We start from the raw sequence: 15,859 nt of genomic DNA, 5'->3' as shown, positions 1-15,859 counted from the left end.
TGAGCCATCCTTGGCTCAAAATACTTATGATGCAGCACCAATATATTTCTTAAGCCAATCTGTCATGGACTTGTCTTTATCTGAATCAAGATTTTTCCAAGCAGCCTCTGGATATAATCTTGTCACTAATATTCCATCGTCATTATCCATGACTGAAAATAGATTATTACGAATTTGTTCAGCAGATTGTTCCGAAACTAAAATCCAGCAAGACTTTAATGGATGACTCCAAGTCCCATACGACTTAATTTTCTGATAAAGCGCATCATAATTACGTTGTTTACGCAGGTCATAATTGATCTGATATACTTTCATTGTTCGACTCCTTAATGGTTCACGTCGTTAATAAGTTGAGAACATGGCGACAGGTTGCAGCCTGTCGCCAAATCCTATTCCGAATAATCACAATTTATTACAGTAGGTAATCTACGATTAATTCTTAAATAGAGATTAGTCTTTATTTTTTGATGTGTCAATATAATTTATTGCAGTAGAGTATCTATGATTAAGAAAAACTATTTATAAACTTTAGTATGCTTGAAAGCTACTATCTAATCAGCAGATCAAAATAGTCAGAGCGTCATATCGTGACGTGTATATTTAATTATAAGAACTTATAAAATTTATTAATTTTTCTATTATTTAATATTAATTTTAAATACTTATAACTTAGATAATAAAAAACCCCGAAACTTACGTTTCAGGGCTTTTCACGAATTTTGGTGGAGATGGCGGGAGTTGAACAGATATTTTAAATTATTGATTTTATAGTTAGTTTTTTAATGTATAACATGCTGGTATAACTCATGTATAACATTTAATTTTGATTAAGTATGATTAACAACAGTTTCTTTTTTGTTTAAGTCCGACTTTAGGAGTTGAACTTAGGCCCTATTTTATCCATATTTATCAAAATTAAAATTTTGGGCATCAACCCATTCGGTTATGTTAAACCACTTCTTTGCAATATTTTCTACCTTCTCCTCATGCATTACATCATACATAAACTTGCTCTTTGAAATATATCTAATGCACTTCAAACCAGTTTCATCGTAAGTTTCTAATTTGACAAGATGCGACTCTCCAAAATCTATATAGACTGGACATTGGGCCTCCAGCCAAGTGCTTCTAGGTTTTACCCAATCAAACTGATGATAACCATTGTAATTTTTATTTAATTCATCCTCAATTTCATACATAAAATGCATCCACCCCCCAACTCTTCTCTCACCAAAGTTAGCCTTGGTTGTACCAGGGTTTTCAGCTTGTACCTCTTTTAGCTTCAAAAAAATACCTCTGTTTGAGCCATCATAATGCCTCTTGGCTTTGTTCCATATTAAATCTTTAGCTAATTCAGATTCTGGATTTGGTAATGCATGGTATATATCAAAATTATTTTTAAATTCCCGACCATCGATTATCCAGACTAGATTTTTATAAAATTCCTCCCGCGATATCCTTTCTTTATCAGACATAGGTGAATGCTGCAATTCAACGATTATTCCAGTTGGTGTTTTAACATCAGCTCTATGTATTTCCCCATCCGGAGCAATATGACTAACTTCTCGACAATCCAATGGAAAATTATTCTTCCAATCTCTATGCCATTGAGTTTCATTCTCCCACCATGGATCACAATCTCTTAATCTAAAATGTGCCCAATGATTGATAATTTTCGGCCCACATTTAGCAATTGTCACAGCCCCACAAATAGGACAAATTCCTCTCCCACCTTCAAATGCTTCTACTCGTTCATTATTTACTAAAGCTATTTGCATATATATCCTCAATAATTATTTAATTTTTAATTAAAACTATTGTTTAACTATGGTAAGACTTAAAATGTTGTATTACTTCTTTGAGATCTTCATCGCTATATAGTTCAATACGTGAGATTTCTTTTATTTTTTTGTTTTCAAATCTATAAATAACTCTATCTCTTAATCCCATTACATACGGTTTTTCAGCCTTTTGTGAGTTATCTTCAGTTATTATTTCGATCTTGCCATCCCCATCAATATCATTAAATACATAACCAGCCATTGTGCTCACTACTGTTGAATCTATTAAGGTTAAAGTTGGCTCATCATCAGCCCTGTTAAATTTATATATCTCTAACTTACAACTATAAGGTCCACATCCAGATTGAATGAGAAGTTCTTCCTCACCATCTTGATCAATATCTAGTTTTGTAACTGTATAAGGTGAATGTACATGCTCCTGAAAATCATAAAGATGCTTTACGGTATTTTGAGCATCTATTCCAAGCATGCCAATCAATTCAAAAGGTTGTGAAGCAAGCTTATTAAAAAGCATTGACATTAATTCTTCATATTTTTTTCCAGATCTATAGGCATAGTAGAAAGATACAATACCTACAACCCAACCTGTTATAGTAAGAATAGCAAGTATTTTATTTAGTAACTCTGTATCCATAATCTTTCCTATTAAAGTTTATATTTTATTTATCTATATCATGTTTAATTTCAAATAAGATCAAAAAGGAATAATAAATAATGTGCTCGAACTACGAACCAATCGCAAAAGATAGAATTCACTTGTTGGATCTGTTCGAGCCAACATTTGAATATAAATCTCACATATACCCTAACTATGAAGCTCCCCTTTTATTCTCAAAAAAAGAACAAATGGAATGGCGATTGGCTAGGTTTGGTTTAGTCGCTCCATGGGTTAAGGAACTTAAAAAGGTACACAACACTTACAACGCAAGAACTGAGACAGTTCATGAAAAGCCCAGCTTCCGAAATGCATGGAAGAAAAACCAATTCTGTTTAATTCCTGCCGATGTAATTTTTGAACCAAAGTATATTAACAATAAGCCAGAATGGTGGGGAATTTATCGCAAGGATGAAATGCCTTTTACAATTGCAGGCATTTATGAATATGCAATAGTCGACGGCGAAGAAATAAGATCCATGAGTATGCTCACCATTAATTCTGATCACCACCCTTTCATGAAGCAATTCCACGCCCCTAATGATGAAAAGCGCTCTATTATTGTTATCCCACCAGAACTAAGAGATGACTGGCTACACTGTAAGCATGAAGAAGCTAAGGAGTTTTTCTTAGATATGCCCTTAGATGAGTTCGTAGCACAACCTAGATCAGAATTGAAGAAATTCCGACCAAATGCACCAACTAGCGCGACAAGTAATGACTAGTTGTTATTTATCCACAACTTTTTAAATTTGAATTTCAACTGTGCTCTAGCATATCATCTTGAATACGTTACAAATTCAAGCTAGGGGATATTCTATGAGCGAAATTGCACCTTCCATTATCCACATAAAACCGTATCTCACACATGGTATTTTTTTATGTGAGGCCTTATCTATCAAGCAGGTTGTCCCTTCAACTCACATGCTTATCCCTTATGCGCTTGAGAAGATATCCGCAGGCTTCCCCAGCCCTGCACAAGATTATGTAGATAAAGCGCTCGACATGAATGAGCACTTAATAAAAAATGAAACTGCAACTTTCATTGTCAAAGTTGCCTCATTATCCATGTTGAATGCAGGAATCGAAATTGATGACGAATTAATTGTCGATCGTAGCTTAGATGCCAAACACGGCGATATTGTCGTGGCACTAATCGATAATGATTTTACTGTTAAGCGTCTGATGATTGATGAATCGGGTCAGTGGCTTAAAGCAGAAAACCCTGAGTATAAAAATATTTATCTGGTAGATGGTCAGGAACTAATTATCTGGGGCGTTGTCACTCATATCATTAAAATGACAAGAAAAAGATCATGAAACATGAGAATAAAGTCTTTTTTCTCATAGATGTAAATAATATGTATGTCTCATGTGAGAGAGTCTTTGACCCAAGTTTGAACGATAAACCTGTCATAGTTCTCAGCAATAATGATGGGTGCGCCGTTGCGCGCAGCAATGAGTCGAAATCCTTAAATATAAAAATGGGGGTGCCGTTATTCCAAATTAAAGACATAGTTCAAAAACATAATGTAATCGTACTTTCAAGCAACTATGCAATGTACGCAGAAATGTCGAGACGTTTTCACAAGATTCTGAGCTCGTACGTAACTCCTGAAGAAGTTGAGCCTTACTCAATAGATGAATGCTTTGTTGATTTCACCGCGTATGAGAAGAACTTTGATTTGGAGAAAGTTGGTCACGATATGCGAGCGAAGATATGGAAATGGATTGGTTTGCCCGTGTGCGTAGGAATTGGTCGCAGCAAGACGGAGGCGAAGATATCTAACCATATAGCTAAGAAAAATCAAGGCTTTAATGGTGTTTGCGATCTCGTAAACATGGATCCTTGCAACAAAGAATATTATTTCTCGTTAATTGAAGTATCTGAAGTTTGGGGAGTTGGCCGTAAGCATTCAAAAAAATTGCAAAGCATGGGTATTAATACGGTGCTTGATCTAGCTTGTGCTGAACCTCGAGAGATGCAAAAAAAATTTTCGATTGTTATGGCTCGAACTATTTACGAATTACAGGGCATCTCATGCATTGAGATCGAACATACTCCCCCATCAAAAAAACAAATTGTTGCAAGCCGATCTTTTGGTGGTCGCGTAACTGAACTAACAGACCTAAAAGAAGCTATCTCGATGTATGCTCAAGATGCATGTAAAAGACTACGTGATGAAGAGCTATTATGCGGATGTATGATTGCTTTCGTTCAGTCAAATCCTTTCGATCCTAATGTGCCGTTCTACAACCAATCAATCACAGGTTCGTTTTCTGAGCCCACCGATTGTGCAGTAGATTTTGTTAAAGCAGCAACAAAGATGTTGAACGATATATACAAAGAAGGAATTAAATACAAGAAATGCGGTGTTGTACTGACGGGTCTTGAGCCAAAATCAGGGCACACTTATGACCTCTTAACCGACTTTAAGAACATAGAGAAAAAGGAATGTTTGATGAAAGCTATGGATGGTATCCATAGTAAGTTTGGAAAGAAAAAAATTAGTGTCGGACCGTGCTTTATACCAAATCGTAATTGGTCAATGTCGAGGGATAAATTGACTAGAAATCCATTTCGGTGGGATGAACTTTTAACTATAAAATCCTAGTTTTTTTTGGCATTTTAAATTGTTTGATATCATTAATATTAACAATTTTAAAATCATTATAGTTATTAATTAACAAACACTTATCAGAAGAAATATCTAAAATATACCACTTCCCTTTTTCATTATTTAAGAAAACTTCATTTAATAAATTCTCCTTTTCTCTCAACAATGATTTCGCCTCAAAAGCACCAACCATACAAGGTGCTAAAATAAAACATGCAAAAAACATAAAGTAAATAAGAAACTTTTTCATAATAAATTGTATTAAAATATGGAAAGCTCTTATAGAAGCCCAAAGAATATACAATTTTCGTGTAAATGTTTTTTGTCTATTTTTTGAAGGAAAATTGTCTAAAGTTTTGGGTTTAAAATAACTAGACCTAGCATTAAGCATATAAAAAAATATCATTAAATATATTAAAGCATTAATAGGAATTAAATTTATATCAACATAAAAATAATAGTAACTAACCAATCCAGATACTAGTAGATTTAAAATTATAAGAATTATAAGTCTATCTTTTAAAATTCCACCTAAATACCACCCAAATAATGCAGCAGGAAAAGCTATAAAGATTAACTTTATAGAAGAAAAAAACAATGTTTGCGGAGTAAAGTTGTTAATATACCAAGGAATACCAAAAACGTTATAAAAAGAAAGCTTATAAAGCAAAGAATACCCAAGGGACAAAAAGCCCATTAAGCTTACTAGTTCTAAAACATTTAACCCGAATGGTAATTTTGATTTATCAATCATATTCTAAATTAATCATTTTTTTTAATTATTTATAAAACAACAACTAAAGTCAATATAAAGCCCTCAGGGGAGGGCTTTCACACAGATACCTACATTCACATTACTATTGATCGTATGAGCTGAGCATCCTGAAAGCAGAATACACAGCAATAAAGCCCTAAACATCGATCGGCACCATGTCTACCGTTTGCCCTGCTAGCTCGTGATGACAATCTGCTAAGAATTGAATCTTTCCATCAATCATAAATAAATGGCACCGGCTTGCTGGGTAATGATCATTAACAAGTAATGAAGGTGTAAATGTTGGCTTTTCAACATCACCATTAAAGTTCCAGATACTACCATTATGATGTGCGCCCACTTTTACATGAAAAGGATGTAAATACTTACATCCGGGACACTTAAACATATAGATGCCGCTGCTCCAATATTCTAAATATGGTGTGAGCTCAGTTACTGTTTCTGCTTGAGTCATTTACATCACCACTCGATTGTTAATCCAACCATAGAAAAATTGTTCTTGGCTTGGATTACGTTCACAGATTTCAATGTAACGCTGGCCTTGCATGATATTAAGTACTCGCACCAGTACTTTTTCACCTTCTTTCCCGCGCTTGGCCAAATAGATTTTTAAAGCATTTAGGGTAGCTGGGCCATAAATTCCATCTACTGTAAGATCTGGCCACCCCCCTTTGCCTTGATTATTCAGCAAGTTCAAAGCACGTTGTAAAAGTGGCTTTGCAAATCCGGTACCGCAATTCACACCAGTATCTAAAAGCTCTTCAGCCACTGCAGAAGAAATCGCATTTACTTGGTCAAATCGTGGAGCTGTCCAATATTGTTTCTTATAAATTGATTTGGCCACATCAAGGGGTAAATCTTTCATGTTGCCCTTAAAGCCGTTTGTTCGAGCTACTGCTTCGGTAATGCCGTACTTTGTTGCCCCTCCTCGATCTGCTGGATTATTAACATAGCCGCCTTCACGCTTAATCAAATCATCAAGATATTGCTCAATGTTCATTTCAGTTTCCTTTAGATGTAAAAAAACCGCCCGAAGGCGGCATTTAAAGTTGAATAGTTACTGTTGATTTGAATCTTCAGCTCGGTTTTTCTTTTCTTGATCTGAGCTTCCGAAATAGAATCCACATGCTGTTGTCATTGCCCCCGCAATGAAGCCCAATGCTGTGTTAATCAAGTTACTATTTTCACGAGGCATATCTTTGAAAAATAATGCAACAACCAACACAAACATTAACGCAACAAGTGAAAATGCCAGATAAGCTCTAGTCTTTTCGCTGTTCATCACTGTCCCCTTCTAAACGTTTTTTAGTCAGCTCGTATTGCTTTGTTTGAAGCTTATGAATCTCGTCTTTACGCTTTTCGTCTCGCTTTTTGAAATAAAGATTAGTTAGAAAGGTTGCTATACCGATTAAGATTGAAAAGACAACGGCCCAGTCAATTTTTCCAAATATTCCGATCAATCCCCCACCTACCATATAGCCATATGAAAATTTAGTTGCAGTCGCGGCTGCTGTACTTGCAGCTGCTTCTACTACACTATTTGTTTGATCGTTCATGCATGCCTTCCTCCAGATCGTAGGCAAAAAAAAGCCCCTATTAAGGGGTATCAAAGTTTTTAACTTATGCAATTAGCTTAATGAATGGTGTAATAGCATCCGCTTCTTCGTAATAACCACCAGTATCAGGATGCACACCGTTCGTTTGTTTAATTACAGTCTTAGTATTACGTGAATTTACAGCTACAGAAGCTTCTGGGAAGTTATTTGCTGAATCTACGTTAATACCTCCGCTTAGAGTGTAAATTCTATTAGCTTCTTTTGGCTTGTAGTATGCAAAAAGAGCGTCATTGAATGCTGTAATATTCTTACAGGCACGGCGTGACGTTTGGCCATTAAGATAGTTGTTGCCAAATGCATCTTGGCTCGCGTAACTTGGCGGAGCACATACAGCCACTTTAATATTTGCATTTACAGCAAGTATTGAGTTAATCAATAAATCCAACTTTGGAAAAGCAGTAGCACAAAAATCAGTTACTGCCTGATCTGACGTTAGGCCAAAAGTGTCATTGATGCCTAGTTGAATAATTACAACGTCAGGAGCAGTTAGGCCATAAACAGTCAAATAGTTTTGATAGTCAATGGCTGAGCCGTTCCAGAAGGGATTTCCTGATTGCGATTGCACATTACTAAATGAAATAGAGGCATCACCTACCGCAGAGGCATCTTTTTTAGTCAAAGTACCAGTAGAGCCATTAACAGGCGCTGTACCAGTATAGCTACATAACAATGTACCCGAACCGCCAGACAAATTTGATTCTTGAATAGTGAACTCACCGCCGTTATACGTATATATAGTGGCGTTAATAGCTGGCGCTGTAGTAATGCCACTAACTGTAAATAAGTAGTACGTTCTACCCGCTGTTGTATAGTCGTTAATTGTCCATCCGCCGCGACCTTCATGTTTATTTAGCCCAGTTCCACGAGTTCCTATCAACGTTACCGCCATAGAGTCAGCGCTAGCATTGTTTAGGATACCCTGTGTAATAGATCCAGCCGCAACAAGTGAATCGCCAATTACTTGTATCTTCTTGGTGTTGCCTGCGTTAGCTGTTTTGGCAACAAGAATTACTTGCGTAGAGGCAGTTGCTAGAACGTCACCTGTTCGCTTATCAAGACACGCTAGCGTCAACGCATATGTCCCAGCAGCATCAGTACTAGCAGGTGTCCAGCGCCAGCCACTAACCTGATGAGCGCCTTTGGTACATGTAAAGTCATAGTCATAAAGCGTATGATCAATACCTATTGTATGAGGCAAGAAAATATTAGCTTGCAAGCCTTCTAATGCGTAGATTTTAGGCGGTAGTACAAGCTTGGGCGTAAAAGTGGGTTGTGGTGTTCCGCCGCCGCTATTAGACAGTTTAAGAAGCAACTGAAAGCCAGCGCTGACGTACGCTGTTGGTGTAGTCGGTGGATTAGGTATTGACGTAACTGAAATGCCAGCTCCACCCCAATCAGCTGTACTTGATGATATGTTGAAGCCGCGAGATTCTAAGTTGCCAGTCGCAGTACCGAAGTATCTGAGATTGATAATCTTGATTGTCTCTGATCTAAACACAATAACAAACGGCGTATTTGGCGGTATAGAAATTACTTGATCTAGCTGTATCTCTTGTGCTGCACCTAAATCAGCAACTGGAAAGGTCTTGCATATGCCTGAGTAGTCAGGACTATTTACATTAGCCTGTAGTACTGATCCACCGCGGAAGTCTGTTTGAACTTTAGCTCCATAATATACTCGATACTGTATAGGCTCGGCTGTAGTACACCACATGTTAGCTTTTATGTAGTTAAAGTTTACGCCACCAGCTCCACTATTATTGTTATAGCCCACATAAGGGGAAGTGTTCCAAAGAGCTGAGCCCGTCAGCTCGCTAACTGTGAACTGCTTGCCGAAATACTTATCCTGCGTAATATTGTTTAATGCAGCTGAGATAGCAAAAGCCAACTCTGATTTAGCGGTATAGGCTAAATCATATTCTGCTTTATAAGTTGCTGAATCTTTGAATATAACCCAACCAGACCATACGCCAGATTCGTAACTTTTATTTACGTATAAAAATTTGTCTCTTCCATAAGGTGTAATGCGAACTTCTTTGTATGCACTATTAGCTGTATACCCTACGTCGATACGCCCAAACTTATAGGGCATGCTAGGCATGTTTAGGAGAGAATCGCCAATAGGTATTGTCGGGATAGAATACCGACCTGCTGGTAGTTGTAGTACATCTTGACCAGTTGTAAGGTCAGTCATGGTTGTAAATTGTGTTGACCGAGTTACCAAGCTATCCCAAGTTGCTGGAAAGTTGCCAGTAGACTGCAATACCTTACGGAAAAATGGAGCATATCCATCTGTATAGGGATAAAATATATGAGTAAGCCCTGAACTTTTAGCACCTGCTGAGTCGGGGTTATAAACTATAAGAACACCTTGTGCTAAGTTCCCGCCCACATACAAAGGGCCGTTTACTACTTGAGTACTTGATAGATTTGCTCCCCAGTGGTAGTAAATACCTTGCTTAGTAAAGTTATTAAAATCGTCACCGGCAACAATCTTAATTGGCTTAAATAGTGGATTAGCATTTACAAAGTTAATTGCCCGGTTATATTCACTTAAACCGGTGCTAGTCCAATAGTTGCCGTCAAGTGAACCAGTAGGTTTATTCCAAAACCAAATAACATCAGTGTCTTCGGCTTTTGCATACTTTTTTGCCTCTAAGGGTCTAGTAGCTAATAACTCTGCTTCTGTTGCAAACCCTTCCATAAGCCCAGCAGCAATAACTTGTTGAATAGCCTCTTGGGCTTCAGTGTCGAATTCAGATAAAGCATTACCAACATTTGTTAATGCAGTATCAACATCTGTTTGCATGTTGCCGATGTCGTTAATAATTTCATCGATTTTGGTTAAATCAACTTTACCATCGAGCAAGCCTAATACTTTTCGGAGGATTGCCAAGATATCGGAAGCATTATTAATATTTGCTAAAACCGCGTTCCAGTTTGTTGCCATCTTTAAATCTCCATGCAACAAAAAACCGCCAGAAGGCGGTTAGATAAATAATTTAATAAGATTAGTAATAGACGACTACTGTACAAATTTTCGGAGTATATGCACCTGGTGCATTATCGCCACCAAATGCACCCATCAAACGGAATTTTGTAGATGTACGGGCAAAATCTTCACGCTCTTGCAAGCTGACTGCATCGCTTCGATTGCTCGTCCCAGTACAAATAACTCCATAATCAGTATCAGGAGCTGCTTCACTTAGAGTAAATTCAATTTGGCCACCACCTTCATTGGTGACAGAGGCAAAGCCACGGCTCTTAATTAATTCATAGGTAGAGCCAGTTAAGCGTATTACCGCTATGGCTTTTTCACCTAACGTACCGCCATTAATGGTATCGATCGTAATATCTTGCGAACCATCGAAAGTTCCCGATCCTTTTACTACACCAGTAAAGTTAATTTTCCGACCTGTTTTTAATTTGTCAGCTGAAACAGCATTAGCATTTGCATCTAGCTTGCCATCAATAATTTCATTGATTTTTTTGGTTAGTGAATTGAATAACCAATTGAACCATTGACGAGCTGGCTTTTTATTTGATGGGAAGCCGCTCAATAAAGTTAACCCATCGGTATTTTTTGGCCCATTAAGGCTAAATTCTTCTAACTTATCCATCTACTTCATCCGAAAAAATTAGCTCAACTCCGCTTGGTAATGGAAACAACAAGCGAACTAGTTCTTTATCTATGGGTTGAAACTCGGCAAGAAATTCAAACATAACAGTCATATCTCTGTTGTCCTTTAATTTGAAAGGCACATCAGTCAATAACTTGCAGATTTCAAATGCTTCATCGAGTGTGCAATCGCAGTTATTAAGCAAAATCTTCGCTTTCACTACAGAGGGTAATTTTTGAGGTGGGATACTTTGGCCACGATAACTGCTAACACCGGATTCACGCCAAAAGCCGCCAATATCAGGATCATCCGTCTCACCAAATGTTAGTGACTCTGGTTGCCCCTCAAAGCCAAAGAATGGAAGTGGCACAATGTCAGGTACAACAGTTGGAGCTCCTACCCATTCGGCCAAAATATTTAATTGATCCCCACTTGCTGTATCTAAATCAAACTTTTCATTCATGCTTTGCAGCACGTTCATGCAATCAATAATCGGCTCGATCGATACTTTGACCGTCTCATTAAAGTTTGGTTTAGATCGGTGTTCATTAATGATCAGATTCAAGTAATCATCTGTTTGCATTAACCACCTCCAGCAACACTGATCTCGATATTGTCTGAATCACAATAGGCTACGGCATTAAAAGCTAATGTGTAATCACCTTCTACCGGTACACCATCTACAGTTAATTGAAGGCTTTCAATTTCATAAGATCTTGCATCTAATGCGCCGTATAAGCCTGCTGGTACATACAGCTTATTAATTGCGATACGGTCACCGATATCGAGCTGGTTAATGTAATCAGCTGAAGCGCTCTTTATTTGCTCCCCAATGTCTACCGTGTAATCTGAATTAGTCGTTAATTCAAAACGGATGCCAATAGACTTCTGAATAGGTCGCCAATATTCGATTGATACAGGATCACCGTATACTGTTGGACGAATCACAGTTGTATTTCCGTACAGATCACAACCGGGTGCCTTCTTTACTCGAATCGTCTCAGCAATCAATTGATCATCTCCACCCGCTACGACAACGGCCAAAGAGTTTGGCGGCAAGCCTAGCGGATCATTAAAAGATTTCTGATTTTCATAAACCTTACAACGGCTAACACCATCAAGACTAAATAGTGCTCCTAAAATCCCCTCTGTATAAGAACGCGAAGGAATGGCCGTTGATAAGGCTTGGCGTTGACGTAATTTAGTATTGCTTTCGACCGGAGCACCTAAGGTGGATGCCTGCGGATTGTTTACGGATTGCCAGCCACGTGTAGGTGTTGAAATAGTAGTAATAGCATTGGGCAGCGCTAGAATTGCTCCAGCTTTTTCAGCTATTGCAGTTACTACAATTTCCCCTTCTGCTGGGATAAGAATCTGTGCCGGCAATAACCAACGATTATTATTTTTGTCGCTCACAATACCGTTATTAATGATTGTCCCTGCAACACCAACCAATACCACCGAAACACTTGATTGTGTAGCCACTGCACGGCGAATACCATTAATCTTTACATTACGCGATAAAGCATCAGTATCGGCAGTACTCGGCGACATAGAGTTATAAGCATTTATAACTTCAGCATTACAGTCAGCAATTGCACGTGCGATAACACCAATCCACTGACCATCTTGACTATCGTTTTCCAAGTAAACATCTTGGCCGTAAATTCCTCGGTACTTATCCTTTAGGTACTCGACAATTTCACTATAAGTTGCAGCTGTAGCACCATACTGATTAATTACAGGGGCTATGCTAGTTAATGCCATCTTTAAATCTCCCCTTGTAAACTGGCTGAACCGTAAATCGTTGTAATGGTTGATTGAATCGATAGCTTTCGTGTCTCACCATCAAATTGACTATCAAACGAATCGACTCTTAAAACACCCTGAGTGCTTAAAATGCGCTGTCGAATCATGAGCTCAAACAAATGGTCGGTGAATTTCCCTAAAACATCAGTGCTCCATCCTGTGCCGTCTGAAGTATCAGCAAACCATTCACCTACCCAAAATTTAAGGCGAGTCATTACCGCCTGCGCTACACCCTCAGGTGTATTTATATGGAAATTGTTTTGACCTTGACCAAAGCTATAATCCCCATCATCATCTAACTTTCTATAGCGCATAAAAAAAGCCGCCTTTCGGCGACCCCTCATTTATTTATGGTTTAGGTGGACCAGAATCACCACTACCGGGTTGAACTCCAGAATGGTTATGGTCTGAACCTACATTGATATCATTGTTTGTCAGCGAGCCTAAGACACCCAATCCATCTTTCATTTCAACTGGGCAATTAAAAAATGCCTTGGTACCGAAAAACTCTAATTCGCCAGCATCATTAATCCGGATCTTGGCATTACCGGCATCATTTCTTAATTCAACGGCGTCTGTGGCCACACTCTTTAGACGTTTTGGTTGAGATTGCGGCGCAAATGTAGCGAAGCCATCAGATAGATCATGTTTACGGTTTTCAAACGGTGGCTGAATACCACCGTTTTGCCACCACAAATCAATACATCTAGATGAGAAATGTACTAGACACTCATCACCCCGCTTAACTGGAAATGTTAAAGCAAAACCTCCAGCTTTAGGCCAGCACACTGGCACATCTGGTATTAATGGCAGATCCACTAAATCCATTGAACCATCTTCACGCATAACCGGTATTTGAATAGCTGGGGTAACAGATACTGTTTGTTTATCTGGATCATAAGATTCAACAATACAAGGAAGATTGGTCCATAGCACCGCTAAGGCTGATTTAATCGCATCATTAATGATGTTGAGTAAATGTGGCGCTCTTTCGTTATTACTTAAAGCCATATCAATCCACCGCCGTAATTGTAATACCCGATTTAGGAACTACAGCACCCTGACCAACTGAAACTGTGCTTGTATACCAATCATCGCCGCGTGTATCGCCGTAATGCTCGACTGCTTTAATGATGTAAATGCCATTAATGCCACCAGCTGTTTTAAGGTCCTTTTGTGCCTGGTCTTGTCCTTGAGTCTGGTAGTCGATATCAAATGCCTGAGTTTGGATGCTTGTAGTATCAACATGAATTCGACCACCACGCCGTAACTGAGGATTAAGCAAGCAATTCACCATTAGCCCTTCGGTTGTAAGCTGCGGCATTCCAATCATGCCCGAGCTGGCATCCATTTCAAAAACTGAATCAAGTAAATAGCTACTGATACCCACCATGTATAAGTATTCATCGTCAATGAAGTACTCGGTGTTTGTGTCTTTGCAAAACTGTCTGATCTGGTCGTCTAATGACCCGAACATTACTTTGCCGCGAATATATTTTTGATCACTAAGCTGTGGCAGCTCACCAGTTTCCACCCCATTCGCTTGATACTCTTTTGCGAGCTCATTCTTGACTTGATCGACTGAGGTACCAGCTGCAATGGTTTTATTAACCAGCGCATAGTTTTTAGCTTTATCACCTGACTGAGCCAGAATGCATAAAAAGGTATCAGTCGGGCTTTCTCGTCCACGGCGATATTGGAATGTTGAACCTTTAAAAATTGTGGCCAACTCTTCACCGTAACCAGCTTCAAAAGTCACCATTGCCCCCACGTTTGAATTATCCTCGCCAGCAAGTCGATTCATGGTATCGACTGATAAGTTATAGATATAAAACTCAGCTGCTTTGGGTGTTTCAGCTGTAGGCTGATTAATACGAAATACAATCCGCATTTCTGATAAATCTAATGCCTCGGGCTCACCATATTTAAGCTGAACGGTTAGCCGGCAATTTCGCTTCCATTGTTCACTCATTTAAGGATCCTGCCAAAAAAGCTTTATGTTGGTACCTAAATCACTAAATGATTGGCTCTCATCTTCATTGAGGTTTTGAACGTACATAGAGCCGGTAATTACATGACTAAAAGGGCTTAAAATATCGATACCTGAGATTAAGGGAATACCTAAAGCAACAGGTTCAGAATTAGTTTGAAAAATATCTAGATACCATCGTTTTCGATAAACAAGTTTGAGCTGGTAATTCACCTTGTTCAGTTTGATAAAAAACTTTTGGTTGCGATCGAGCAAAGGGATTTCATACAAAGCCATTTTAAAGCCCTACCGTATAAGCACCACCAACCTGCCCTAAACCAGTGATTTGAGACAACATAGACTGTTCAACTTGTTTAGTCTGTTTAGATCCCGAGTCAACCACATCAGAGGTAACTTCTGGATTCTTCTGATCAGCAATAGAAACTAATGTTTCTTTAGTGGTTGAAATAAAAACTTTCTTAAAAACAATATCGATCATTAATGCATTTTCTGAAGTCTCCTCTGTGACGTTCTTTAAAGATTTAATGAGCATATCTGTATAAAGGCGTTTGCCCGTAGAGATAACGAGACGCTGGCCTTGTAAAGCCTGTAATCCTTGGTAGATCCCTAGTAGAGATAAATCAGAACCAATGAACGTATTCCCAATAAGTCCATTCATCCTGCCAGCACTTTCAGACCATCCTATTTTCATTGTTACTTCTGGTGGTGCTTTATAACAATGGTCAGAAATCGGTGAACCCTTTTCTACTGGATGCTCTGTAATAACAAGCTCATCAGAAAGGTTTTCTTCAATAACTACATCAGCAAATAAACCCATTATTGAACGATGACCACCCAGTAAGAGGGAGCCAACTGTTTCAGTGATAGCCATGCTTTTCTCCGGGCATTAAAAAACCCACCTAGAAGGTGGGTAGACTTAATATAAATTATGGAAATTAATTCTCTTATTAACTAAGATTTACTTAATGCCAATA

20 protein-coding genes are annotated in these 15,859 nt (G+C 38.3%); 3 read left to right on the top strand and 17 right to left on the bottom strand.

What is annotated here, in order from left to right; all coding sequences use genetic code 11:
* Window positions 1-24: 24 nt before the first annotated feature.
* The 3 genes from QLG01_RS00520 to QLG01_RS00510 form a co-directional block, all read right to left on the bottom strand.
* On the bottom strand, window positions 25-315 hold the full coding sequence (locus QLG01_RS00520) for a hypothetical protein (RefSeq protein WP_282495591.1): 291 nt from the start codon (window positions 313-315) through the stop codon (window positions 25-27).
* 581 nt (window positions 316-896) lie between these two features.
* On the bottom strand, window positions 897-1,778 hold the full coding sequence (locus QLG01_RS00515; protein WP_282495590.1) for a CoiA-like domain protein: 882 nt from the start codon (window positions 1,776-1,778) through the stop codon (window positions 897-899).
* 43 nt (window positions 1,779-1,821) lie between these two features.
* Window positions 1,822-2,436 carry a VCBS repeat-containing protein gene (locus QLG01_RS00510; RefSeq protein ID WP_282495589.1) on the bottom strand — a complete coding sequence of 205 codons (615 nt, stop codon included), beginning with the start codon at window positions 2,434-2,436 and terminating at the stop codon, window positions 1,822-1,824.
* Between the two features lie 80 nt (window positions 2,437-2,516).
* Between QLG01_RS00510 and QLG01_RS00505 the strand changes: the two genes are divergently transcribed.
* The 3 genes from QLG01_RS00505 to QLG01_RS00495 all read left to right on the top strand — a co-directional run bounded on the left by QLG01_RS00505 (window position 2,517) and on the right by QLG01_RS00495 (window position 5,072).
* Complete coding sequence (locus tag QLG01_RS00505) at window positions 2,517-3,182, top strand: SOS response-associated peptidase family protein (protein ID WP_282495588.1); 666 nt, start codon at window positions 2,517-2,519, stop codon at window positions 3,180-3,182.
* 94 nt (window positions 3,183-3,276) lie between these two features.
* Window positions 3,277-3,777: a translesion error-prone DNA polymerase V autoproteolytic subunit gene (umuD, locus tag QLG01_RS00500; RefSeq protein WP_282495587.1), complete on the top strand. Its 501-nt coding sequence runs from the start codon at window positions 3,277-3,279 to the stop codon at window positions 3,775-3,777.
* On the top strand, window positions 3,774-5,072 hold the full coding sequence (locus QLG01_RS00495) for a Y-family DNA polymerase (RefSeq protein WP_282495586.1): 1,299 nt from the start codon (window positions 3,774-3,776) through the stop codon (window positions 5,070-5,072). Before umuD ends, QLG01_RS00495 begins: the two co-directional genes overlap by 4 nt.
* Here the strand turns inward: QLG01_RS00495 and QLG01_RS00490 are convergent.
* From QLG01_RS00490 to QLG01_RS00425, 14 genes are all read right to left on the bottom strand, one after another.
* Complete coding sequence (locus QLG01_RS00490) at window positions 5,059-5,829, bottom strand: hypothetical protein (protein ID WP_282495585.1); 771 nt, start codon at window positions 5,827-5,829, stop codon at window positions 5,059-5,061. The genes QLG01_RS00495 and QLG01_RS00490 overlap by 14 nt on opposite strands.
* Window positions 5,830-5,986: 157 nt before the next feature.
* Window positions 5,987-6,304 (bottom strand): DUF6527 family protein, encoded by a 318-nt coding sequence (locus QLG01_RS00485; protein ID WP_282495584.1) that lies wholly within the window; start codon window positions 6,302-6,304, stop codon window positions 5,987-5,989.
* Window positions 6,305-6,850 (bottom strand): N-acetylmuramidase, encoded by a 546-nt coding sequence (locus QLG01_RS00480; protein WP_282495583.1) that lies wholly within the window; start codon window positions 6,848-6,850, stop codon window positions 6,305-6,307.
* Between the two features lie 57 nt (window positions 6,851-6,907).
* On the bottom strand, window positions 6,908-7,132 hold the full coding sequence (locus tag QLG01_RS00475) for a hypothetical protein (protein WP_086375982.1): 225 nt from the start codon (window positions 7,130-7,132) through the stop codon (window positions 6,908-6,910).
* Window positions 7,113-7,406 (bottom strand): phage holin, encoded by a 294-nt coding sequence (locus QLG01_RS00470; protein ID WP_282495582.1) that lies wholly within the window; start codon window positions 7,404-7,406, stop codon window positions 7,113-7,115. The genes QLG01_RS00475 and QLG01_RS00470 overlap by 20 nt, the downstream gene beginning before the upstream one ends.
* A gap of 64 nt (window positions 7,407-7,470) precedes the next feature.
* A complete protein-coding gene (locus tag QLG01_RS00465) occupies window positions 7,471-10,416 on the bottom strand; it encodes a hypothetical protein (protein ID WP_282495581.1) in 2,946 nt (981 codons plus the stop codon).
* A gap of 61 nt (window positions 10,417-10,477) precedes the next feature.
* Window positions 10,478-11,086 (bottom strand): hypothetical protein, encoded by a 609-nt coding sequence (locus QLG01_RS00460; protein ID WP_282495580.1) that lies wholly within the window; start codon window positions 11,084-11,086, stop codon window positions 10,478-10,480.
* Window positions 11,079-11,669 (bottom strand): DUF2612 domain-containing protein, encoded by a 591-nt coding sequence (locus tag QLG01_RS00455; RefSeq protein ID WP_133481783.1) that lies wholly within the window; start codon window positions 11,667-11,669, stop codon window positions 11,079-11,081. The genes QLG01_RS00460 and QLG01_RS00455 overlap by 8 nt, the downstream gene beginning before the upstream one ends.
* The gene (locus QLG01_RS00450) at window positions 11,669-12,853 is read right to left on the bottom strand and encodes a baseplate J/gp47 family protein (RefSeq protein WP_282495579.1); all 1,185 of its coding nucleotides are present in this window, start codon (window positions 12,851-12,853) and stop codon (window positions 11,669-11,671) included. The genes QLG01_RS00455 and QLG01_RS00450 overlap by 1 nt, the downstream gene beginning before the upstream one ends.
* 2 nt (window positions 12,854-12,855) lie before the next feature.
* Window positions 12,856-13,209, bottom strand: coding sequence for a hypothetical protein (locus QLG01_RS00445; RefSeq protein ID WP_202745195.1), 354 nt, complete (start codon window positions 13,207-13,209; stop codon window positions 12,856-12,858).
* A 34-nt stretch (window positions 13,210-13,243) separates the two neighbouring features.
* A complete protein-coding gene (locus QLG01_RS00440; RefSeq protein ID WP_282495578.1) occupies window positions 13,244-13,906 on the bottom strand; it encodes a Gp138 family membrane-puncturing spike protein in 663 nt (220 codons plus the stop codon).
* Between the two features lies 1 nt (window position 13,907).
* The gene (locus QLG01_RS00435) at window positions 13,908-14,867 is read right to left on the bottom strand and encodes a hypothetical protein (RefSeq protein ID WP_282495577.1); all 960 of its coding nucleotides are present in this window, start codon (window positions 14,865-14,867) and stop codon (window positions 13,908-13,910) included.
* A complete protein-coding gene (locus QLG01_RS00430; RefSeq protein ID WP_282495576.1) occupies window positions 14,868-15,161 on the bottom strand; it encodes a hypothetical protein in 294 nt (97 codons plus the stop codon). It lies immediately after the preceding gene.
* Between the two features lies 1 nt (window position 15,162).
* A complete protein-coding gene (locus QLG01_RS00425) occupies window positions 15,163-15,756 on the bottom strand; it encodes a phage baseplate protein (RefSeq protein WP_282495575.1) in 594 nt (197 codons plus the stop codon).
* Window positions 15,757-15,859 lie beyond the last annotated feature (103 nt).

Source organism: Acinetobacter sp. V89_4, assembly GCF_029967875.1.
Lineage (GTDB): Bacteria > Pseudomonadota > Gammaproteobacteria > Pseudomonadales > Moraxellaceae > Acinetobacter > Acinetobacter oleivorans.
This window is presented reverse-complemented; position numbering and strand designations above follow the sequence as displayed.

Excerpts from the sequence above, each read along its gene's own strand:
- QLG01_RS00515 (WP_282495590.1), bottom strand. The coding sequence starts at position 1,778 with ATGCAAATAGCTTTAGTAAATAATGAACGAGTAGAAGCATTTGAAGGT.
- QLG01_RS00495 (WP_282495586.1), top strand. The coding sequence starts at position 3,774 with ATGAAACATGAGAATAAAGTCTTTTTTCTCATAGATGTAAATAATATG.
- umuD (WP_282495587.1), top strand. The coding sequence starts at position 3,277 with ATGAGCGAAATTGCACCTTCCATTATCCACATAAAACCGTATCTCACA.
- QLG01_RS00520 (WP_282495591.1), bottom strand. The coding sequence starts at position 315 with ATGAAAGTATATCAGATCAATTATGACCTGCGTAAACAACGTAATTAT.
- QLG01_RS00445 (WP_202745195.1), bottom strand. The coding sequence starts at position 13,209 with ATGCGCTATAGAAAGTTAGATGATGATGGGGATTATAGCTTTGGTCAA.
- QLG01_RS00490 (WP_282495585.1), bottom strand. The coding sequence starts at position 5,829 with ATGATTGATAAATCAAAATTACCATTCGGGTTAAATGTTTTAGAACTA.
- QLG01_RS00440 (WP_282495578.1), bottom strand. The coding sequence starts at position 13,906 with ATGGCTTTAAGTAATAACGAAAGAGCGCCACATTTACTCAACATCATT.
- QLG01_RS00465 (WP_282495581.1), bottom strand. The coding sequence starts at position 10,416 with ATGGCAACAAACTGGAACGCGGTTTTAGCAAATATTAATAATGCTTCC.
- QLG01_RS00505 (WP_282495588.1), top strand. The coding sequence starts at position 2,517 with ATGTGCTCGAACTACGAACCAATCGCAAAAGATAGAATTCACTTGTTG.
- QLG01_RS00460 (WP_282495580.1), bottom strand. The coding sequence starts at position 11,086 with ATGGATAAGTTAGAAGAATTTAGCCTTAATGGGCCAAAAAATACCGAT.
- QLG01_RS00435 (WP_282495577.1), bottom strand. The coding sequence starts at position 14,867 with ATGAGTGAACAATGGAAGCGAAATTGCCGGCTAACCGTTCAGCTTAAA.
- QLG01_RS00455 (WP_133481783.1), bottom strand. The coding sequence starts at position 11,669 with ATGCAAACAGATGATTACTTGAATCTGATCATTAATGAACACCGATCT.
- QLG01_RS00475 (WP_086375982.1), bottom strand. The coding sequence starts at position 7,132 with ATGAACAGCGAAAAGACTAGAGCTTATCTGGCATTTTCACTTGTTGCG.
- QLG01_RS00480 (WP_282495583.1), bottom strand. The coding sequence starts at position 6,850 with ATGAACATTGAGCAATATCTTGATGATTTGATTAAGCGTGAAGGCGGC.
- QLG01_RS00425 (WP_282495575.1), bottom strand. The coding sequence starts at position 15,756 with ATGGCTATCACTGAAACAGTTGGCTCCCTCTTACTGGGTGGTCATCGT.
- QLG01_RS00470 (WP_282495582.1), bottom strand. The coding sequence starts at position 7,406 with ATGAACGATCAAACAAATAGTGTAGTAGAAGCAGCTGCAAGTACAGCA.
- QLG01_RS00450 (WP_282495579.1), bottom strand. The coding sequence starts at position 12,853 with ATGGCATTAACTAGCATAGCCCCTGTAATTAATCAGTATGGTGCTACA.
- QLG01_RS00430 (WP_282495576.1), bottom strand. The coding sequence starts at position 15,161 with ATGGCTTTGTATGAAATCCCTTTGCTCGATCGCAACCAAAAGTTTTTT.
- QLG01_RS00510 (WP_282495589.1), bottom strand. The coding sequence starts at position 2,436 with ATGGATACAGAGTTACTAAATAAAATACTTGCTATTCTTACTATAACA.
- QLG01_RS00485 (WP_282495584.1), bottom strand. The coding sequence starts at position 6,304 with ATGACTCAAGCAGAAACAGTAACTGAGCTCACACCATATTTAGAATAT.